Here is a 19984-nt window from a genome sequence, read left to right as displayed (position 1 = left end):
CCCGCGAACAGGCATCGAGGAGGCACATGGAAGCCCTGCTCAGCCAGCTGCCGATCGGCCTCAGCATCGCCGCGGTGCTGCTGCTGGCGGCACTGGGCCTGACGTTCACCTTCGGCCAGATGGGGGTGATCAACATGGCCCACGGCGAGTTCATCATGGTGGGCGCCTACACCGCCTACGTTCTCCAGGACTGGGCGGGGAGGCAGGCGGTCGTGGTGGCCCTGCCCGCCGCCTTCCTGACCGCCGGCGCGATGGGCCTGGTCCTGGAGCGGACGGCGATCCGCCGCTTCTACGGACGCCCGCTCGACACGCTGCTCCTCACCTGGGGGGTCGGCCTCGTCCTCCAGCAGCTCGCCCGGGACATCTTCGGGGCGCCCAACGTCCAGGTCCGCGCCCCCGGCTGGCTGAGCGGCGGCATCCCGATGTTCGGCTCGCAGGTGCCCTACACCCGGCTGTTCATCCTCGCCGTCGCGGCGCTGTCGGTGCTCGCGATCTGGACCTACCAGAACCGGACCCGGCAGGGCCGGCGGATGCGGGCCGTGATGCAGAACCGGCAGCTCGCCGAGTGCAGCGGCGTCAACAGCGAGCGGGTCGACCGGCTCACGTTCTTCATCGGCTCCGGCCTCGCCGGGATCGCCGGCGTCGCGCTGACGCTGATCGGCCCGGTCGGCCCCAACCTCGGCACGTACTACATCGTCGACGCCTTCCTCGTCGTGGTCGCGGGCGGGCTCGGCCGGCAGCGCGGCGCCGTCGCCGCCGCGCTGGTCCTCGGCCTGATCAACTCCTACGCGGAGTTCTGGACCGACTCGAGCCTGGCCAAGGTGATCGTCTTCGTGGCGACCGTGGCGTTCCTGCAAGCGCGCCCGCAGGGCATGTTCGTCCTCCGCAGCCGGGCGCTGACATGACCGGCCGGTGGCGCGGAGTCGCGCTGTTCGCCGCCGTGGCGCTGCTGGTCCTCGCGGTCGCGCCGGCCGCGCTGGACCCGTTCCGGCTGGGCCTGCTCACGAAGTACCTGTGCTTCGCCATCGCCGCGCTCGGCATCGGGCTCGCCTGGGGGCAGGGCGGGATGCTCACGCTCGGCCAGGGCGTGTTCTTCGGGCTGGGCGGCTACTCGATGGCCATGTACCTCAAGCTCCACGACGCCGGGCCGGGCAACCTCCCCGACTTCATGGTGTGGAGCGGGGTGGAGGAGCTGCCGCTGCTGTGGAAGCCGTTCGCGAGCCCGGTGTTCGCGATCGCCGCCGCCGTGCTCGTCCCGGCGGCGACCGCCGCGCTGCTCGGCTACCTGATCTTCCGGCAGCGGGTGCGGGGCGCCTACTTCGCGATCCTCAGCCAGGCCCTCGCCGCCGCGTTCGTGATCTGGCTGGTGGGCCGGCAGGGCCTCACCGGCGGCACCAACGGGCTCACCCACTTCTACGACGTCTTCGGCCGCGACCCAGAGGACGACGGCACCAAACGCGTCCTCTACTTCGTGGTGGCCATCGTGCTGGGCACGTTGTACCTGCTGGCCCGCCAGCTGGTGAAGAGCCGCTTCGGCAGGCTGCTCGTCGCGGTGCGGGACGGGGAGGACCGGGTCCGATTCCTCGGCTACAACGCCGCCGCGGTGAAGACCATCGCGTTCGCCGTCTCGGCGGCCATGGCGGGCATCGCCGGCGCGCTGTACGTGCCGGTGGTCGGCATCATCTCGCCCTCGCTGCTCGGGGTCGTCCCGTCGATCGAGCTCGTGGTCGCGGTGGCGATCGGCGGGCGGTACTCGCTGGCGGGCGCCGTCCTCGGCGGCGTGCTGCTCAACTGGGCGCACACCGCCTTCAGCGAGCAGTACCCGAGCGGCTGGGTCTACCTGCAGGGCCTGCTGTTCATCCTCGTCATCGTGCTGGTGCCCGGGGGCATCGCCGGCGCCGTCCGGCAGGCCGGCGACGCGATCGCGCGCCGGCGGCCCGGGGCGCGCCCGGAACCGCCCCCCGCGGCGGACGCGGCCGAACGGAAGGAGGCGGCGACCGCGTGAACACCCACACCCGGCCCGCCGACGGTCAGGTCGTGACCACCGGGGCCCGTGCCCCGGCCCTGCTGGAGATCCGCGAGCTGGAGGTCGTCTTCAACGGGTTCAAGGCCGTCGACGGCATCGACCTCACCGTGGAGCAGGGGGAACTGCGCTTCCTGATCGGCCCGAACGGGGCCGGCAAGACCACCCTGCTCGACGTCGTCACCGGGCTGACCCGGCCGTCGAAGGGCTCGGTGACCTTCGCCGGCACGTCCCTCCTCGGGCGCCCGGAGCACCGGATCGTGCGCCTCGGGATCGGCCGGACGTTCCAGACGTCCGTGGTCTTCGAGGAGCTCACCGTGGTGGAGAACATCGACCTCGCCGCGAGCTTCCGCCGCCCGCTCGTCACGCTCCTGCGCCGGCGGCGCGGCGTGTCGGACGTCGTGGCGGCCGCGCTGGAGCGGACCGGGCTCGCGGACCTGGCGGACCGGCCCGCCAGGGTGCTCTCGCACGGCCAGCGGCAGTGGCTGGAGATCGGGATGCTGATCGTGCAGGGGCCCCGGCTGCTGCTCCTCGACGAGCCCGTGGCGGGCATGAGCCGGGCGGAGCGCGAGCGGACCGGCGAACTGCTCACCGAGATCGCCATGGACCACACCGTCATCGTCGTCGAGCACGACATGGAGTTCCTGCGGCGGTACGCGTCGCAGGTGACGGTCCTGCACGAGGGCACCGTCCTGGTGGAGGGGGACGTCGCCACAGTGCAGGACGACCCCCGGGTCCAGGAGGTCTACCTCGGCCGATCCGCTAACGGGGAGGTCCGATGACCCGCGATGGGAACGGGGACACCGCATGACCGACGTGATGCTGCGGGTGAGCGGGCTGGAGACCGCCTACGGCCGCTCCCGCGTGCTGTTCGGCGTGGATCTGGCGGTGCGTCCGGGCGAGCTGACGTGCGTCATGGGCCGCAACGGCGCGGGCAAGACCACCCTGCTCAACACGATCATGGGCCTGCTGGCGCCGACGGCGGGCACGGTCGTCTTCGACGGCGCGGACGTCACGCGGACGAGCACCTTCCAGCGGGTCAGATCGGGCATGGGCTACGTGCCGCAGGGCCATGAGACGTTCCCGCAGCTGACGGTCTGGGAGAACCTCCAGGTGACGCAGGAGGCGATGGGTCGCCGCGACCCCGGGGCCGTCGACGACGCCCTGGCGGTGTTCCCGCGGCTGACCGAGCTCCTGCAGCGCAGGGCGGGGTTCCTGTCGGGCGGGCAGCAGCAGCAACTGGCGATCGCCCGGGCCCTGGTGACCCGGCCGCGGATCCTGATCCTGGACGAGCCGACCGAGGGCATCCAGCCCTCGATCATCCTGGAGATCGAGGAGGCCATCGAGCGGCTGCACAGGGAGCACGACCTCGCCGTCCTGCTCGTGGAGCAGTACCTCGACCTGGCCCTGCGCCTGGCCGACAGGTTCGCGATCCTCGACGGCGGCGTCGTCCGGCACTCCGGGACCGCCGAGGACCTGCGCAGCGACGAGGTCAAGCGCCTGCTCGCCGTCTGAGCCCGGCGCCGGCACGGCGGCCGCGCGGGTCAGCAGGCACCTGAGCCCGGTACGTGGCCGCCGGGGCGGCGGGCGGCGAACTCCCTCTCCCAGTACAGCGCGGCCTCGCGGTCGGCCTCGTCGCAGCCGCACTCGCGGGCGTGCCGGGTGGCGGACGCGGCGCGGCGGGCCAGCGCCGACGCCCGCACCGCCGCGCAGCCGCAGTGGTGCGCGATCGCCGCCCCGGTGGCCCGGCTGAACGCGGGCCCGTGCCGCGCGCAGTCGCACAGGGGCGAGCCCCGCATCTCGAGCTCGTCCGCGATCCTCGCCCGCTGCGCGTCTCCGGTCATCGCCCGCTCCACGGCACCATGCCCCAATCCTTACCGCAGCGGAGCATTCCAGACGTCCGGTCGCGCATGCCGGATTCACTCCGCCCGCACCGGGCACACCGGCAGAACCTGGACCGAGCCGCAGGACGGGGCTGCGAGCAGGTCTTTCAACTGAATGGTTGACAGGGTGGACCCGACCGCCCTACCGTGATTTTCAACCAAAAGGTTGAAAACAGGAGGGCGATGACCGAGGACACGCTGTCCCGGGTCTTCGCCGCCCTCGCGGACCCGACCCGGCGCGACATGGTCGCCCGGCTCACCGAGGGCGACGCGACCGCGAGCCAGCTGGCCGAGCCGTACCGGATGTCGCTGCAGGCCGTCTACAAGCACCTGCGGGTCCTGGAGGACGCCGGGCTCGTCAGCCGGCCACCGGGACCGCAGCCCCGGCCGGTGCGGCTGGAGGTCGGGGCCCTGGACCTGATGGACACCTGGATCGAACGCCACCGGGCCCGCGCCGAGCGGCGCTACCGCCGCCTCGACGCCGTCCTGGCGGAGATGAAGGAGGACGAAGATGCCGAAGATCACTGAGACGGCGATCGAGGCCGACCCGAAGCTGCCGGTCATCCGGATGACGCGCGACTTCGCGGCGACGCCCGAGCAGCTGCTCCGCGCCCACACCGACCCCGAGCTCTTCGCCCGGTGGGTGGGGCCCGAGGGCATGGACACCCGGATCGACCACTGGGACGCGCGCACCGGCGGGAGCTGGCGGTACGTCTCGGCGCGGGACGGCGAGGAGTACTGGTTCCGCGGCACCTTCCACGAGGTGCGCCCGGACCGCATCGTGCAGACCTTCACCTACGAGGGCCAGCCGGACGGGGTCGCGCTGGAGACGCTGTGGTTCGAGGACCTGGGCGACGGGCGCACCCGGCTCCGGGCGCAGTCGCTGGTCGACAGCTTCGAGGACCGCGACATGTGGCTGCGCAGCGGCATGGAGACCGGGGTCGACGAGGGATACGCCAAGCTGGAGAGGATGCTCGCCGATGGCGCTGTCTGACCGCCCCGCCGAGCGGCACCGGCAGGTCGCCGGGCTGTTCGGCGACCGGGTCCGCGGCACCGCGTCCTGGGACGCGCCGTCCCCGGTCGCCGGCTGGACCGCCCGCGACGTCGTCCGGCACCTGACCGAGTGGTTCCCCGGTTTCCTGGTCGCCGGCGCCGGCATCGACCTGCCCCGGGGGCCGTCGGCGGACGAGGACCCGGTCGAAGCCTGGCGGGTCCACTGCGACGGTGTGCAGGCGGTGCTGGACGACCCGGGCACCGCGCACCGCGAACTGAACAACCCGCACATCGGCACCGTGCCGCTGGACACCGCGATCGACCGGTTCTACACCGCCGACGTGTTCATGCACACTTGGGACCTCGCCAGGGCCACCGGCCAGGACGACCGGCTGGACCCCGGCTTCTGCGCCGACCTCCTCGCGGGGATGCAGGAGGTGGAGGAGGCGATCCGCTCCTCCGGCCAGTACGGGCCCCGCGTCGAGGTGCCCGCCGACGCTGACGTCCAGACGAGGCTGCTCGGCTTCATCGGCCGGGACCCGTACTGGAAGGGCGCCTGAGCAGGGCGGGGTCAGTGAGACCGGCGCAGGCCGGGGGGCCGGGCCCGGGTCCGGACTTCCAGACCTGCTGGCCGGGGCCGCCGGGCGCGACGGCACCGTCCTCGGCGCGGCCCGCCTCGTCGAGCGGCTGACCGCCGCCCCGGCCGCCCTTCCTCCAGAGCGGCGCTCATGAGGAAATAGGTGAGGAGCTCACGTACACGACCAAACGAAACGACAGGGAGAGGCCCGTGGGACTGCTGGACAGCGTCGACTGGCAGGGAAACATCTTCAAGAACGGCGCGTGGACGGCCGCGCGCGGTGGCGACTACGCCGTGGTCGAACCCGCCACCGGCGGCGAACTCGGCCGGATGGGGCAGGCCACCGCCGAGGACGTCGCCGAGGCCGCCGCCAACGCGGCCGAGGCACAGCGGGAATGGGCCGCCCTGCCGCACCCCGTCCGCGCCGCCGTCCTGCGCAAGGCCGGTGACCTGTGGCAGCGGCACGCCGAGGAGATCAGCGGCTGGAACGTCCGCGAGGTCGGCGCCGTACCCGGCATGGCCGGCTTCGCCCTGCACGTGGCGGCCGAGGAGTGCTACGCGGCCGCCTCGCTGCCCGGCCGGGCGATCGGCGAGCTACTCCCCTCGGAGGAGCCGCGCCTGTCCATGGCACGCCGCATGCCGGCCGGGGTGGTCGCGGTGATCTCCCCGTTCAACGTGCCGATCATCCTCGGCATCCGCTCGGTGGCCCCGGCGCTCGCGCTCGGCAACGCCGTCCTCCTCAAGCCCGACCCGCGCACCGCGGTCACCGGCGGCACCCTGATGGCCCGCGTGTTCGAGGAGGCCGGCGTGCCGCCCGGCGTCCTGCACATGCTGCCCGGCGGCGCCGACGTGGGCGAGGCCCTGATCACCGACCCCAACATCCGGGTCATCTCCTTCACCGGCTCCACCCCCGTCGGCCGCCGCATCGGCGAACTGGCCGGCCGGCACCTCAAGCGCGCCCACCTGGAACTCGGCGGCAACTCCGCGCTCCTCGTCCTGGACGACGCCGACGTGGACGAAGCCGTGAACCTCGCCACCTGGGGCTCGTTCTTCCACCAGGGGCAGATCTGCATGACCGCCGGCCGGCACTTCGTCGCCGACCGCCTCTACGACGACTTCGTGGAGCGCCTGGCCGCCAAGGCCGGCGCCCTCCCCGTCGGCGACCCGGCCGCGGCGGAGGTCGCCCTCGGCCCCGTCATCGACGCCGGCCAGCGCGACAAGATCCACGGCATGGTCACCACGACCGTCGACCAGGGCGCCAAACTCGCCTCCGGCGGCACCTACGAGCAGCTCTTCTACCGCCCCACGGTCCTGGCCGACGCGCCCCTGACCGCGCCCGCCTTCGCCGACGAGGTCTTCGGCCCGGTCGCGCCGGTCACGCGCGTGTCGTCGGTCTCCCAGGCGGTGGAGCTGGCCGCCGCGAGCGAGTACGGCCTGTCGCTCGGCATCGTGACCCGGGACGCGATGCGCGGCCTGGCCGTCGCCGAGCAGATCCCGACGGGGATCGTCCACATCAACGACCAGACCGTCAACGACGAGGCCAACGCCCCGTTCGGCGGTGTGGGGGCGTCCGGCACCGGGTCCCGCTTCGGCGGCGCTGCGGCCAACGTCGAGGCGTTCACCGAGACCCGCTGGATCACCATGCGCGGCGAGCCCCCGCGCTACCCCCTCTGACCGCGCCGCGCGCCGGCCGCGGCGGGTCCGCCCGCCCGGCCGGCGCCGGTCACCAGGGGCTGACGACCGTGCGGTCCCCGTCGTTCTCGTAGGCCACGACGTGGACGACCGGGAGGTGCGCCCGTTCAGGGAGCCTGCCGCCGGTGCGCGGGCCCGGGACCAGCAGCAGGGGCGCCTCGTCGTTCCCGGCGGTGTCCTCCTCGCGGGGCTCCAGCTCGCCGACCGTCTTCAGCCGCCTGACGTTCGGCCCGGCGGCCGCCACCAGGTGCCAGCGCCGCGGCGACCGCCACCACAGGGCGGCGGCCATCGACGCGGCGGACGAGGTGGTGTCGCTGTTCGTCCTGCCGCGTTCGGACAGCGCCTTCCCGCCCTCGGAGATCAGCACCGCGCTGCCGGGGGCGGCCCACTGGGAGGACGCGTCCACGGTCAGCAGCGTCGCCCGGCCGCCGCCGTCGGGCAGCTCGCCGCTCCACAGCCGGCCGAGCCGCAGGTCGCCCGACTCGCTGAGCGTCGCCGCGCCCTCGCAGGCGACGGCGTGCAGCGCCGCCCAGCGGAACCGCTCCTCCGGTTCGGGCCGGTCGGGGAACCACACCCGCGGCGCCGCCGACCACGGGTCGTGCGAGGCGAGCTGCGTGACGGCCCGCACCGTCCCGCCGGCCGCCGGCCGGAAGATCATCCGGAACACCACGTAGTTCTGGCAGCGCGGCGTGAACCAGATCCACGGCAGCGGGTCGGTCAGCCCGTCCCGGACCGGCAGCGGCGTCCAGTCCGGGGCGCGCCCCTCCGGCACCGCCGCCCGCACGTCCTGCAGCCACGGCGGGACGAGGTAGCGCCACGCCATGCCGAGCATGACCAGTTGCCCGGCGCCGTTGCCGAGCCTGCGGACCGACTCCACGCCGCGCGACAGGCGCCGCTCGAAGTACTGCGCCACGCTCGGCGCGTCCCGGGCGCCGGGGGTGTCGCGCAGCACGACGAGGGACGCGCCGTCCACCGTCCCGGCGTACAGGAGGAAGACGCGGCCGACCGGCGGGTGGCGGTGGTGTGCCCGCCATGCCTCGGCGGCCCGGCGCAGCAGCGCCGCGTCGTGCCGCAGCCCGCCCTGGGCCGGCCACTCGTTGATCGAGGGGGCGGGGGTCTTGCGCCAGGCCCCCGGGTCGACCGCCGCGGGCCCGCCGGCCCCCTCCCCCGGGCGCGTGAGGACGGATCCGGCGACCGCCAGCAGCGCCACCGCGACCGCGGCCGCCACCGCGGCGCGCCACGCCGGCCGGACGGACGGCGGGCGGAGCCGGACGACATCGGGGTCGAACGCCTCGACCTCGGCCCGCTGCGCCGCCTCGTCCAGCCCGGTCCGGACGTCCACGGCGGCGGCGGCCCGCTCCACGTCCCGGAAGTCGGTGGGCCGGTGCGGGCCGAGCTCGGCGGCGACCTCGGGAACGGTGAGGCCGTCGAGGCGCAGCAGGCACGCGAGCCGCTCGTGCGGCGCAAGCTCCGACAGCGCCTCCCGGACGGGCCCCCGCGGCGGGGGCGCGGGCTCGAAGAGGACGCGGTGCAGCGGGCTCCACCCGGCGGGCGGCTCGGTCAGCAGGACGCCGACCAGCCGCGCCCGCTTGGCCGGGTAGCCGCCCGGCCGCCCCCGGGCGGCGCGCGCGGCAACGCGGCGGGCGCGCGCAAGAGGGGCGTCGCCGTCGTCGAGCACCAGATACGCGAGCCGCAGAAGGCGGGCGTAGTCCGCGCGGTCCACCGTCAGCACCGGATACCTCCCACCGCATTGTGCGCAGCGGCCGGTAACAGCCGGGTAGCGCGGCCCCTCAGCCCAGGGGGCGCAGTGCGGTGATGACGTGTTCGGTCAGTTCGCCGGTGGAGGCGGTGCCGCCCAGGTCGGGGGTCCGTACCGTGCCTTCCGCCAGGACGGACGCCATCGCCGAGGTGATGTCGGCGGCGGCCTCCGTGTGGCCGAGGTGGTCGAGCATCATCGCGGCGGACCAGATCGTCCCGAGCGGGTTGGCGATGCCGCGGCCCGCGATGTCGGGCGCCGAGCCGTGCACGGGCTCGAACATCGACGGGAACCGGCCCTCCGGGTTGAGGTTGGCGGACGGCGCGATCCCGATGCTGCCCGCGATGGCCGCCGCCAGGTCGCTGAGGATGTCGCCGAACAGGTTGGACCCCACCACCACGTCGAACCGCTCGGGCCGGAGGACGAACTTGGCGGCCAGGGCGTCGATGTGCTCCTGGTCCCAGGTGACGGCGGGGTGGGCGGCGGCGCGTTCCCGGACGAGCTCGTCCCAGAACGGCATCGTGTGCACGATGCCGTTCGACTTGGTCGCCGAGGTGAGCCGCCCCCGGCGGCGGCCGGCGAGGCCGAAGGCGTAGTCGAGGATGCGGGTGACGCCGGCGCGGGTGAACACCGACTCCTGCACGGCGGTCTCCTGCGGCGTGCCCTGGTAGATCCGCCCCCCGATCTCGCTGTACTCGCCCTCCACGTTCTCCCGGACGACGACGAAGTCGACCTCCCCGGCGCGGGCGCCGCGCAGCGGGCTGTCCAGGCCCTCGAACACCTTGATGGGACGCAGGTTCACGTACTGCTGGAACCGGCGGCGGATCGGGATCAGCAGCCCCCACAGCGACACGTGGTCGGGCACGCCCGGGTAGCCGACGGCGCCCAGCAGGATCGCGTCGTGCCCGGCCAGGCGGTCCAGGGCGTCGTCCGGCATCATCGCGCCCTCGCGCTCGTACCGTTCGCAGGACCAGTCGTACTCGGCGTAGTCGAGGGCGAGGCCGCGGCGCTCGCACACGGCGTCCAGGACGCGCCGCGCCGCCGGGACGACCTCGCGGCCGATGCCGTCCCCAGGGATCAGCGCGATGCGGTGATGGGTGCTGCTGCTCATGCCGGGAATTGGATCAAGGGTTTGCGGTCGCGTCCAAGACGCGTCCCCAATGCGTCCGATAAGCCGCGCCTATCTACGGGCCCGGCTCGGGGCCCGCCCACGCGTCGCGGGACAGGGCCATCCGCCGGAACTCCTCGGCGATCGGGCTGAGCCAGCCCTTCCGGCCGGCCAGGGCGATGTGCAGGCTGGCGGGCGGGTCGAGGTCGCGGACGACGGCGCCCGCACGCAGCGCCAGCGGCCGCCACGCCTCCGCGAGGATCGCCACGCCGACCCCCTTCAGGACCAGCGAGAGGATCGCCGCCCGGTGGTCGGTCTCCACCGCGAACGGCACGTCCACGCCGGACGCCCGGATCTCGTCGGCCAGGCGGCGCATGCCCGTCCCGCGCTCCCCGGCGATCAGCCGGTGCCCGGCGAGACGCTCCCGCGGCAGCGGCGGGCCCGGCTCGAACGGGCCGTCCGGCGGCGCCACCAGGACGAGCCGCTGCTCCCCCACCGGGTGCAGGTCGACGTCGGTCGTGGCGGGCGGCTCCCACGCCGACAGCAGCCCCAGCTCGGTGACGCCGGTCCGCACCATGTCGATGACCGCGCCCGGCACCGGCGCGTCGCGCAGCACCACGTCCACCCCGGGGTACCGCGCGGCGAAGCGCTGCACCATGCCGCCGAGCGGCTCGATCGCGGGGGACGGCATCGAGGCGACGGCGATGCGGCCCGTCCGCAGGCCGTGCGCCGCGGTCACGCTCTCCCGCGCCACCTCCAGGCTGCGCACCGCCTGCCGCGCCGGGCCGATCAGCGCCCGGCCCGCCTCGGTCAGCACGACGCGCCGCCCGGTGCGGTGGAACAGCTGCGTCCCCAGGTCCTTCTCCAGGCCGCGGATCGCCTGCGACAGCGACGGCTGCGCCACGAACAGCGCGCCCGCCGCCCGGTTGAAGCCGCCGTGGTCCACCACGGCGAGGAAGTACTCCAGCTGCCGGACGTCCACCCGCGCCTCCGCTCGCCTATAGGGGGAGCCTTTCAGTCAAGTAGCCGACACGTCTTGGATTCGCCGTCCCGGGCGATCTTCAATTTGACGCAGAATCGCTTGTCCGGAACGCCCTAGGAACCCGGCCGCAACGGCGGGCTCCGCTCCCGAGGAGTGCTCCCATGACATCGGACGAGACCCCGCCGCGCGATCCCGCCGCCCCGCCCGCCACCGGGTCCGCGGGCACCGCGGCGCCCGCCCGCACCGACGTGGCCAAGGCGCTGATGGGCCAGGCCACCTACCGCAGCCTCGGCGAGCAGCGGCTCTCCCCCGCGGAGGAACGCTTCGAGAAGGCCCGCCGCACCACCGGGTTCTGGCTGGCGCCGCTGGTCACCGCGGTCTTCCTGCTCCTGCCGCTGGACATGGCGCCGTCCCAGCAGACCCTCGCCGGGATCCTGCTCGGCGTCATCGTGCTGTGGGTGACCGAGCCGGTGCCGATCCCCATCGGCGGCCTGATCGGGGTCGGCGTGATCGTGCTGTTCGGCGTGGTCCCCGCCGACGACGCGCTCGAACCGTTCGGCTCCACCACGATCTTCACGTTCATCGGGGCGTTCATCCTCGCCCAGGCGATGCTGAAGCACGGGGTCGCGCGGCGGTTCGCGTTCTTCATCCTGTCGCTGCCCGGCGTCGGCGAGTCCACCTTCCGGCTGATCGCCACGTTCGGCCTCGTCACCTGCCTGCTGTCGGCGTTCGTGTCCAACACCGCGACCGTCGCGATGCTGCTGCCGACGGCGCTCGGGCTGCTCACCGTCATCGCCAAGATGCTGCAGGACCGCGGGCTCGTCGCCGCCGACTTCGACCCGGCCCGGCTGCGCGTCGGCGCCGCGCTGGTGCTGATGCTCGCCTACGGCGCGTCCGTCGGCGGCCTGCTGACCCCGGTCGGCAGCCCGCCCAACCTGATCGGGCGCGGGCTGATCGAGGAGGCCACCGGCGAGCGGATCTCGTTCGCGCAGTGGACGCTGACCGCGCTGCCGCTGTGCGCGGTGATGCTGGTCGTGCTGGTCGTCGTCCTGCTGCTGCTCAACAAGCCGGAGATCCGCCGGATCGAGGGCGTCCAGGAGTACGTCGCCCGCGAGCGCGCCGACCTCGGCCGGATGAGCCGCGCGGAGAAGACCACGCTCGTCGCCTTCGCCGTCACCGTCGTCCTGTGGATCTTCCCCGGCGTCATCGCGCTGGCCGCCGGCACCGACTCGTCGATCTACGAGACCGTCAGCGAACGGCTGGACGAGGGCATCGTCGCCGTGCTCGGCGCGTCCCTGCTGTTCATCCTCCCCACCGACTGGCGCCGCCGCCAGACCACCCTGAACTGGAGCGACGCCGCGCGCATCGACTGGGGCACCATCCTGCTGTTCGGGACGGGCATCATCTTCGGCTCCCTGCTCGCCGACACCGGCCTGGCCCGCACCATCGGCGGTTCCGCGTCCGACGCCCTCGGCCTGACCAGCACGTTCTTCATCACCGCGTTCGCCGCGGTGCTGGCCATCCTGATCTCGGAGACGACCAGCAACACCGCGTCCGCCGCCGTGGTCGTCCCGATCATCATCCCGATCGCGCAGGCCGCGCAGGTCGACCCGTTCGTGCCCGCCCTGGCCGCCACGTTCGCGGCCTCGTTCGGCTTCATGCTTCCGGTGTCCACCCCGCAGAACGCGATCGCCTACGGCTCCGGCGTCGTCCCCATCACCACCATGATCCGCTCCGGCTTCGCCTTCGACGTCTTCGGCGCCCTCCTGATCATCCTCGGCCTGCCGCTGATGGTCGCCCTCACCGGCATCGGCGGCTGACCTGGCCGACCTGCTCGGCGGGCGGGTCAGCCTCGCTTGGGGCGCAGGGCGGCGGGGCCGTGCCGGACCATCGAGCCGAGGGTGCGCCACCACGGCACGGTGGGGTCGGGGTCCCGGCCCGCCGCCATGCGGTGGAGCTGGTCGGCGTGCCATTGCACGTTCAGCGCGCTGTCCAGGGGGCGGATGTCGGTGAGGCGCCCGATCACCCGGCGGGCGCCGACCCCGATCGCGGGGACCTCCAGCCGTTCCCGGCCGTCCTCGAACAGCGCCCTGGGCGCGTCGGGGGTGAGGCAGGTGGGCCGCCCGATGCCGACGACGTCGCAGTCGCCCTCGGCGAGGGCCTCCTCCATCGCGGCGCGGGTGCGGAACCCGCCGGTGACGGCGATCGGCGTCCGGCCGGCGACCTCGCGGACCGTCCGGGCGTAGTCCAGGAAGTAGGCTTCGCGCGCCCGCGTGGACTCCGCCAGCACGCCCATCATGGCCGGGGCCTCGTACGATCCCCCGCTGACCTCGATGAGGTCGATCCCCTCCGCGACGAGGGCGCGGACGACCTCGCGGGACTCCTCCTCGGTGAATCCGCCGCGCTGGAAGTCGGCCGAGTTCAGCTTGATCCCCACGGAGAACCCGGGGCCCACCTCGGCGCGGACGGCGCGCAGGACCTCCAGCACGAAGGCCCGGCGCCGCTCGGGGTCGCCGCCCCACGCGTCGTCCCGCCGGTTGGAGATGGGGGACAGGAACTGGGTGACGAGGTAGCCGTGCGCTCCGTGGATCTGCACGCCGTCGAACCCGGCGGCCTCGGCGACGGCCGCGGCGGCGCCGAACCGCTTGACGATCTCGCGGATCTCCTCGTCGGTGAGGGCGCGGGGCCTGGCGGCGCCGGGGACGCGGGCGGCGATCGCGCTCGGCGCGACCGGACGGTTCCGCCCGGCGCGCCGGTTGGCCTGCCGGCCGGGGTGGTTGAGCTGCGCGAAGATCGGCCCGCCGTGCCCGCGGTAGCTCCCGGTCCACCGGGTCAGCGCGTCCAGGTGGCGGTCGTCCTCGATGACGACGTTGCCGGGCTCGTTCAGGTGCCGGAGGTCGACGGCGACGTTCCCGGTGACCAGCAGGCCGTAGCCGCCGGTGCTCCACCTGCGGTAGAGGGTCTCCAGCCGGGCGCCGGGCGACCCGTCGGCCTCGGCGAGCCCCTCGCTCAGCGCCGACTTCATCAGCCGGTTCGGCAGGGTCAGCCCCGACGGCAGGGTGAGGGGCTCGCCCAGCCGGCCGACGTGACTGGTCGGGGTGGAACTCATGGCTCACTCCTCGCGGCCGGGCTCCGGCCCGCCTACGTCATGCGCCGCCACGGCGGGTGCCGTGGCGGCGCGGGTGATCACGTTGACGCCGAAGCCTATGGGGCCGGCACGGAAAAGGGGAGATCCCGGCGGCGCCGCCGCACTGTCCGCACTAGCGGCATCGCTCCTGGTCGCCGGGGTCAGGGTGTACGAGCACTACAGCGGCGCGCTGCTGGAGAAGGTCGAGTCGAACCGGATCCACCGCTCCTTCTGACGGCGGCCCGGCCGCTTCCCTTAGTCGCCGGTGTCGTCGTCCGGCGCGTGGACGACCGCGACGGGGCAGGGCGCGTGCTGCACCAGCGCCTGTCCGACCGATCCGAGCATCAGGCCGCGGAAGCCGCCCAGTCCGCGCGAGCCGACGACGAGCAGGCGGGCGCCGTCCGCGGCCTGCGTCAGGACCTCCCGCGGCGCCCCGTGGACGACCTCCGCCCGCACCTCCACGCCCGGGTGCGAGTCCCGCAAGGCGTCCATCATGCGCGCCAGCCGCGCCTCGGCGGCCTGCCGCATGCCGGCCTCGTCGGCCAGGGGCGGGAGGTCGTCGACCGGCACGGACTCCCAGGCGACGACCGCGTGCACCGACAGCCCGTGCAGGCCGGCCTCGGCGAAGGCCGCCGCCAGCGCGGCCCGGGACGCGGGCGAACCGTCCACGCCGACCACCACACGTCCCGGCCCGTCCTCCGGAGGTGGTTCGGGGTCGCCCCGGACGATCACGACCGGGCACGAGGCGTGGGCGACCACCTGGGCACTGACCGATCCCAGGACCAGGCCGGCGAACCCCCCGATGCCCCGGGGCCCGAGCACGAGCAGGTCCGCGGTGCGGCCCGCGTCGATGAGCGCGGCGGCCGCCTGCCCACGTCCGAGAACGCCCCGCACCTCCAGGCCAGGGGCCGTCTTATGGACGTGCGCCACTCCCCCGTCGAGGGTCTGCTGCGCCACCTCCCCAAGATCCACCATCGGCATGGCCACCGGGTTGCCGATGTAGATCTCCCACACGTGGACAACGGTCAGCGGCGTGCCCCGGGCCCGGGCCTCGGCGGCGGCCCAGTCCACGGCGCGGATGGCTTCGCGGGAGCCGTCGTAGCCGACGGCGACCCCGGTGACCGGCTCGGCGCTCATACCCTGTCCTCCTGCCTCGTCTCCGAGTTCCGTCTCCGTCAGCCTTACCCGCGCGGGTGCTCCGCAACGAGTGGCGTCGGTCCGTGAACAGGAGGACCTTCGGCAGGTCGTGCGCCCGGTCGCCCGGTCAGGCTTCCAGGGTCGCCGCGTGGTCCGGGACGTGGTTCTGCTCGCCGCGCGGGGGCCGCACGTACCCCTTGGACGGCGGGCGCTCCGGCAGATGGAGCGGCGGACGCTCCACCTCGCGGTAGGGGATGCTCGACAGGAGGTGGTGGATCATGTTGATGCGGGCCCGCCGCTTGTCATCGCTGTCGACCACGTTCCAGGGCGCTTCGGGAATGTCGGTGTGGACGAACATCTCGTCCTTGGCGCGCGAGTAGGCCTCCCAGCGCGAGATGGACTCCATGTCCATCGGAGACAGTTTCCACCGCCGCATCGGATCCTCGAGGCGCTTGCGGAACCGGCGCTCCTGCTCGGCGTCGCTGACGGAGAACCAGTACTTGCGCAGCAGGATGCCGTCCTCGACGAGCATCCGCTCGAATATGGGGCACTGGTGCAGGAAACGCCGGTGCTCGTCAGCGGTGCAGAACCCCATGACCCGCTCGACGCCCGCGCGGTTGTACCACGACCGGTCGAACAGGACGATCTCCCCGGCGGCGGGCAGGTGCTGGATGTACCGCTGGAAGTACCACTGGGTCCGCTCCCGGTCGGTCGGCACCGGAAGCGCCGCGATGCGCGCGAAGCGGGGGTTGAGGTACTCGGTGACGCGCTTGATCGTGCTGCCCTTGCCGGCGGCGTCCCGCCCCTCGAACACCACGGCGATGCGCACGCCCTCCTCGCGCACCCACTCCTGCAATATCAGCAGCTGCTCCTGCAGCCGGAGCAGCTCGCTCTCGTACATCCGCCGAGGCAAACGCCGTTTCGCCCCCATGCAGCCTCCCGACCTCGTTCCACACCGGCACCGTATCGGCCCAGGGACGGAGCCGAATCCGGCGGCCCGTGGCGGCCCCTAGAGCATCGCGGTGCCTAAGGGGCGCTCGGGGTTGAACCGCGTCCGGCGCCGATTGCACGATTGCCGCATATCCACGACACCTCGGAGGAAAGTCCCATGACGGAGCCGGCCGCCGGCAACGAGACCTGGATCCGGCGCTTCCACCCGGCTCCCGAGGCCGCGACCCGGCTGGTGTGCTTTCCGCACGCGGGCGGGTCGGCCCCGTTCTACTTCCCCGTGTCGGCGACGCTGAGTCCCGGCGTGGAAGTGCTCACCGTGCAGTATCCCGGCCGCCAGGACCGGCGAAACGAACCGCCCATCGGCCACATCCCCGCGCTGGCCGACGCGGTGTTCGAGGCACTGCGCCCCTGGCTCGCGGACCGGCCGGCGCTCTTCGGCCACAGCATGGGGTCGGTCGTGGCCTTCGAGGTCGCGCGGCGGATGGAGGAGCACAGCACCCCGCCCCGGGTGCTGGTCGCCTCCGGCAGGCGCGCGCCGTCGCGATACCGCGGCGAGAGCGTGCACCAGCGCGACGACGAGGGGATCCTGGCGGAGCTCCGCAAGCTCAGCGGTACCGACCCGCGGCTGCTGGCGGACGAGGAACTGCAGATCGGGCACCAGCGCGGCCCGCGTGGCCTCCGGGTCGGCCCAATAGCCGGTGAAAAGCGCGGGGCTGCGCAGGTGAATCTCCCCGGCGACGCCCGGCTCCTCGATCGGCCGGCCCGCGTCGTCGATGAGGATCATCTCCGCGCCGGAGTGGGCGAAGCCGATGGACAGCCGCCGCAGGTCGTCCGGGAGCGGGGCGGGCACCTCGGTGAACGAGCAGGCCGTCGACTCGGTCGCGCCGTAGCAGTTGATGATCCGGGTCCCGGGCCGCAGCCGCTGCAGGTGCCGCAGCTCCGGCAGCGGGAACTCCTCGCCGCAGAACAGGATGCCGCGCAGGTCCGCCAGCCCGGCCAGCAGCTCCGGCTCGTGCCCGGGCTGGGGGCGGATCGTCAACATCTCCTCCAGCACCCCTCCGGCCAGCCGTTCACGGCGCACTACGTGGCGGCCAAGTCGGGCGTCAACGGCAGCCGGAACACCTGACCACGGCCCGGCAGGGGCGAGGCGGCGCTCCGTGGGTAGGGACGGGGAATGTCAGCCATGTCACCAGGGCAGCCGGGGGGCGAACTCAAGCCGCGGTCGCGCCAGGTCACCGACGGTCTGGAGGCGACGGCGTCGCGCGGCATGCTGCGGGCCGTCGGGATGGGCGACGAGGACTTCGGCAAACCGCAGATCGGCATCGCGAGCTCGTGGAACGAGATCACGCCGTGCAACCTGTCGCTCGACCGGCTCGCGCAGGGCGCCAAGGAGGGCGTGCACGCCGGCGGCGGGTACCCGCTGCAGTTCGGCACGATCTCGGTGTCCGACGGCATCTCGATGGGGCACGAGGGCATGCACTTCTCCCTCGTCAGCCGCGACATCATCGCCGACTCCGTCGAGACCGTCGTGCAGGCGGAGCGCCTCGACGGGACCGTGCTGCTCGCGGGCTGCGACAAGTCGCTGCCCGGGATGCTCATGGCCGCCGCCCGGCTCGACCTCGCGAGCGTCTTCCTCTACGCGGGCTCGATCGCGCCCGGGTGGGTCAGGCTGTCCGACGGCACCGAGAAGGACGTCACGATCATCGACGCGTTCGAGGCCGTCGGCGCGTGCGCGCGGGGCCTGATGAGCCGCGAGGACGTCGACCGGATCGAACGCGCGATCTGCCCGGGCGAGGGCGCCTGCGGCGGCATGTACACGGCGAACACCATGGCGTCCGCGGCCGAGGCGATGGGGATGTCGCCGCCCGGGTCGGCCGCGCCGCCGTCCGCGGACCGGCGCCGCGACGCCTTCGCGCACCGCTCGGGAGAGGCCGTCGTGGACCTGCTGCGGCGGGGCATCACCGCGCGGGACGTCATGACCAGGGAGGCGTTCGAGAACGCGATCGCCGTCGTGATGGCGTTCGGCGGCTCGACCAACGCGGTGCTGCACCTCCTGGCGATCGCGTACGAGGCCGAGGTCGACCTCGCCCTCACCGACTTCGACCGCATCGCGAGCCGCGTCCCGCATCTCGGGGACCTCAAGCCCTTCGGCCGGTACGTCATGAACGACGTCGACCGCATCGGCGGCGTCCCCGTCGTCATGAAGGCCCTGCTCGACGCCGGGCTCCTGCACGGCGATGCGCTCACCGTCACCGGGCGGACCGTGGCCGAGAACCTCGCCGACCTCGACCCGCCCGACCCCGACGGGAAGATCCTGCGGGCGCTCGGCGACCCGATCCACAGGACGGGCGGCATCACGATCCTGCACGGCTCCCTCGCACCCGAAGGCGCCGTCGTGAAGTCGGCCGGCTTCGACGAGGACGTGTTCGAGGGCACGGCCCGCGTCTTCGAGCGCGAACGCGCGGCCCTGGACGCGCTGGAGGACGGCACCATCACGGCCGGAGACGTCGTCGTCATCCGCTACGAGGGCCCGAAGGGCGGGCCGGGCATGCGCGAGATGCTCGCCATCACGGGCGCGATCAAGGGCGCGGGCCTCGGCAAGACCGTCCTGCTGATCACCGACGGCCGCTTCTCCGGCGGCACGACGGGCCTCTGCGTAGGCCACATCGCCCCCGAGGCCGTCGACGCGGGCCCGATCGCCTTCGTCCACGACGGCGACCGCATCCGCCTGGACGTGAAGGCCAAGCGACTCGACATCCTCGTAGACGCCACCGAACTCGCCGCCCGGCGAACACCGGACTGGGCCCCCGCCCCGCACCCGTACACCCGGGGCGTACTGGCGAAGTACACAAAGCTCGTCCAGTCAGCCTCCAAGGGCGCCGTCCTGGAGTAGCGAGATACCGGTGCAGGAGTCACGGGCGTCCTGACGCCGGAGCGAGGTAGAGCCGCGGTCCGGTGGCTGCCACGGGGACGCGCTGCCAGCGTCCGGGGAGGTCAGGGCGCTCGTCGAGGGCCAGCGCCACCCGTAGCCCCTGGCCTTGCAGCCTTCCGACGTTGGCGGGGGTGAGCGCGGCGGACGCGTCGCGGTCACCGAGGCCGTCGCGCATGTCCGCTCCCCGGCACCGGCGCAGGAAGGCGATCTGCGGCGCGAACCTGCCGAGCACGGCGCAGTTCCCGCCGACACCGCGAACGGCCAGGGCGTCGGCGGCCTCCTCAGGCCAGGACAGGGCCACCTCGGCGCGATCCGCGACCCGGTCGGCCTTGGCGACCTGCAGCCCCGAGTGCACGAGGACCGCCACCGTCACACCGGCGGCCAAGACCCGACCAGCACGCCGTCTTCGCGCCCCGCGCACGATCGCGGTGAGCCCCACACCGGCCGGCAACGACAGCAGGGCGAACACCGGAAGCAGGTAACGCGGCACAGCGAGGTCGGTCAGCACGAAATAGGCGCCGCCGAAGACGACGACCGTCCCGACGCAGACCAGCAGGGCACGGCGAGCCTCACCTCTGGCCGCCCACAACCCCGCGCCCGCCAGCGCGAGGCCGCCGGCCCACCACAGCATCGTGGCGACCCCGACCACGCCGCAGTCCACCGTCGTGGGCGGGCACGACTCCCGCCCGTCCACCGTCGCCAGGTAGCGCGGCAGGACGAAATGCAGCCCGCTCCCGCCGCCGAGCGACTGGACCGCCTCCAGCCGGGCCGCCGGGTCGCCGAACCGGACGAACGACTCGACCACCCATACGCCCCACCCGGC

Annotated in this window: 20 protein-coding genes; 12 read left to right on the top strand and 8 right to left on the bottom strand. The window is 73.5% G+C overall.

What is annotated here, in order from left to right; all coding sequences use genetic code 11:
• Nucleotides 1-26 precede the first annotated feature (26 nt).
• From urtB to urtE, 4 genes are read left to right on the top strand one after another with little or no spacing between them, the layout of a single operon-like run.
• A complete protein-coding gene (gene urtB, locus E1266_RS12940) occupies nucleotides 27-905 on the top strand; it encodes an urea ABC transporter permease subunit UrtB (RefSeq protein WP_132046592.1) in 879 nt (292 codons plus the stop codon).
• Nucleotides 902-2005 carry an urea ABC transporter permease subunit UrtC gene (gene urtC / locus E1266_RS12935; protein WP_132046591.1) on the top strand — a complete coding sequence of 368 codons (1104 nt, stop codon included), beginning with the start codon at nucleotides 902-904 and terminating at the stop codon, nucleotides 2003-2005. The genes urtB and urtC overlap by 4 nt, the downstream gene beginning before the upstream one ends.
• A gap of 59 nt (nucleotides 2006-2064) precedes the next feature.
• Nucleotides 2065-2805: an urea ABC transporter ATP-binding protein UrtD gene (gene urtD, locus E1266_RS12930; protein WP_132046605.1), complete on the top strand. Its 741-nt coding sequence runs from the start codon at nucleotides 2065-2067 to the stop codon at nucleotides 2803-2805.
• 25 nt (nucleotides 2806-2830) lie between these two features.
• The gene (urtE, locus tag E1266_RS12925) at nucleotides 2831-3538 is read left to right on the top strand and encodes an urea ABC transporter ATP-binding subunit UrtE (RefSeq protein WP_243718391.1); all 708 of its coding nucleotides are present in this window, start codon (nucleotides 2831-2833) and stop codon (nucleotides 3536-3538) included.
• Nucleotides 3539-3567: 29 nt separating this feature from the next.
• On the opposite strand, the gene E1266_RS12920 is transcribed toward urtE, so the two are convergent.
• Nucleotides 3568-3867: a hypothetical protein gene (locus E1266_RS12920; RefSeq protein WP_132046590.1), complete on the bottom strand. Its 300-nt coding sequence runs from the start codon at nucleotides 3865-3867 to the stop codon at nucleotides 3568-3570.
• Nucleotides 3868-4089: 222 nt separating this feature from the next.
• On the opposite strand from E1266_RS12920, the gene E1266_RS12915 reads away from it, so the two are divergent.
• From E1266_RS12915 to E1266_RS12900, 4 genes are all read left to right on the top strand, one after another.
• Nucleotides 4090-4434 carry a metalloregulator ArsR/SmtB family transcription factor gene (locus E1266_RS12915; protein WP_132046589.1) on the top strand — a complete coding sequence of 115 codons (345 nt, stop codon included), beginning with the start codon at nucleotides 4090-4092 and terminating at the stop codon, nucleotides 4432-4434.
• Nucleotides 4418-4900 (top strand): SRPBCC family protein, encoded by a 483-nt coding sequence (locus E1266_RS12910; protein WP_132046588.1) that lies wholly within the window; start codon nucleotides 4418-4420, stop codon nucleotides 4898-4900. The genes E1266_RS12915 and E1266_RS12910 overlap by 17 nt, the downstream gene beginning before the upstream one ends.
• Complete coding sequence (locus E1266_RS12905; protein ID WP_132046587.1) at nucleotides 4887-5459, top strand: TIGR03086 family metal-binding protein; 573 nt, start codon at nucleotides 4887-4889, stop codon at nucleotides 5457-5459. The genes E1266_RS12910 and E1266_RS12905 overlap by 14 nt, the downstream gene beginning before the upstream one ends.
• A gap of 227 nt (nucleotides 5460-5686) precedes the next feature.
• The gene (locus E1266_RS12900; protein WP_132046586.1) at nucleotides 5687-7150 is read left to right on the top strand and encodes an aldehyde dehydrogenase family protein; all 1464 of its coding nucleotides are present in this window, start codon (nucleotides 5687-5689) and stop codon (nucleotides 7148-7150) included.
• 49 nt (nucleotides 7151-7199) lie between these two features.
• On the opposite strand, the gene E1266_RS12895 is transcribed toward E1266_RS12900, so the two are convergent.
• From E1266_RS12895 to E1266_RS12885, 3 genes are all read right to left on the bottom strand, one after another.
• Entirely contained in the window at nucleotides 7200-8900 is a 1701-nt protein-coding gene (locus E1266_RS12895; protein WP_132046585.1) for a sigma-70 family RNA polymerase sigma factor, read from the bottom strand.
• Nucleotides 8901-8958: 58 nt separating this feature from the next.
• Nucleotides 8959-10035, bottom strand: coding sequence for a tartrate dehydrogenase (locus tag E1266_RS12890; RefSeq protein WP_132046584.1), 1077 nt, complete (start codon nucleotides 10033-10035; stop codon nucleotides 8959-8961).
• 73 nt (nucleotides 10036-10108) lie between these two features.
• Nucleotides 10109-11014 (bottom strand): LysR family transcriptional regulator, encoded by a 906-nt coding sequence (locus E1266_RS12885; protein WP_132046583.1) that lies wholly within the window; start codon nucleotides 11012-11014, stop codon nucleotides 10109-10111.
• 161 nt (nucleotides 11015-11175) lie between these two features.
• Here E1266_RS12885 and E1266_RS12880 point away from each other — a divergent pair, with 161 nt between their 5' ends.
• A complete protein-coding gene (locus E1266_RS12880; protein ID WP_132046582.1) occupies nucleotides 11176-12834 on the top strand; it encodes a DASS family sodium-coupled anion symporter in 1659 nt (552 codons plus the stop codon).
• Between the two features lie 26 nt (nucleotides 12835-12860).
• On the opposite strand, the gene E1266_RS12875 is transcribed toward E1266_RS12880, so the two are convergent.
• Nucleotides 12861-14123: an NADH:flavin oxidoreductase/NADH oxidase family protein gene (locus tag E1266_RS12875; RefSeq protein ID WP_132046581.1), complete on the bottom strand. Its 1263-nt coding sequence runs from the start codon at nucleotides 14121-14123 to the stop codon at nucleotides 12861-12863.
• Nucleotides 14124-14205: 82 nt separating this feature from the next.
• On the opposite strand from E1266_RS12875, the gene E1266_RS37960 reads away from it, so the two are divergent.
• Nucleotides 14206-14376 (top strand): hypothetical protein, encoded by a 171-nt coding sequence (locus tag E1266_RS37960; RefSeq protein ID WP_165966063.1) that lies wholly within the window; start codon nucleotides 14206-14208, stop codon nucleotides 14374-14376.
• A gap of 20 nt (nucleotides 14377-14396) precedes the next feature.
• On the opposite strand, the gene E1266_RS12870 is transcribed toward E1266_RS37960, so the two are convergent.
• Nucleotides 14397-15278 carry a universal stress protein gene (locus E1266_RS12870; protein WP_132046580.1) on the bottom strand — a complete coding sequence of 294 codons (882 nt, stop codon included), beginning with the start codon at nucleotides 15276-15278 and terminating at the stop codon, nucleotides 14397-14399.
• Nucleotides 15279-15405: 127 nt separating this feature from the next.
• Nucleotides 15406-16179, bottom strand: a complete 774-nt coding sequence (gene ppk2 / locus E1266_RS12865) for a polyphosphate kinase 2 (RefSeq protein WP_243718390.1) — start codon at nucleotides 16177-16179, stop codon at nucleotides 15406-15408.
• Between the two features lie 207 nt (nucleotides 16180-16386).
• On the opposite strand from ppk2, the gene E1266_RS39390 reads away from it, so the two are divergent.
• Nucleotides 16387-17355, top strand: a complete 969-nt coding sequence (locus tag E1266_RS39390; protein WP_132046578.1) for an alpha/beta fold hydrolase — start codon at nucleotides 16387-16389, stop codon at nucleotides 17353-17355.
• A 57-nt stretch (nucleotides 17356-17412) separates the two neighbouring features.
• Nucleotides 17413-19122 carry a dihydroxy-acid dehydratase gene (gene ilvD, locus E1266_RS12855; protein ID WP_132046577.1) on the top strand — a complete coding sequence of 570 codons (1710 nt, stop codon included), beginning with the start codon at nucleotides 17413-17415 and terminating at the stop codon, nucleotides 19120-19122.
• A gap of 19 nt (nucleotides 19123-19141) precedes the next feature.
• Here the strand turns inward: ilvD and E1266_RS37945 are convergent.
• A partial coding sequence (locus tag E1266_RS37945) for a hypothetical protein (protein WP_207945607.1) occupies nucleotides 19142-19984 on the bottom strand: 843 nt, incomplete at its 5' end.

Origin of the sequence: Actinomadura sp. 7K534, assembly GCF_004348575.1 — a bacterium.
GTDB lineage: Bacteria > Actinomycetota > Actinomycetes > Streptosporangiales > Streptosporangiaceae > Spirillospora > Spirillospora livida.
Note: the sequence above shows the minus strand (reverse complement) of the source record. Positions and strands in the feature narration are given on the sequence as shown.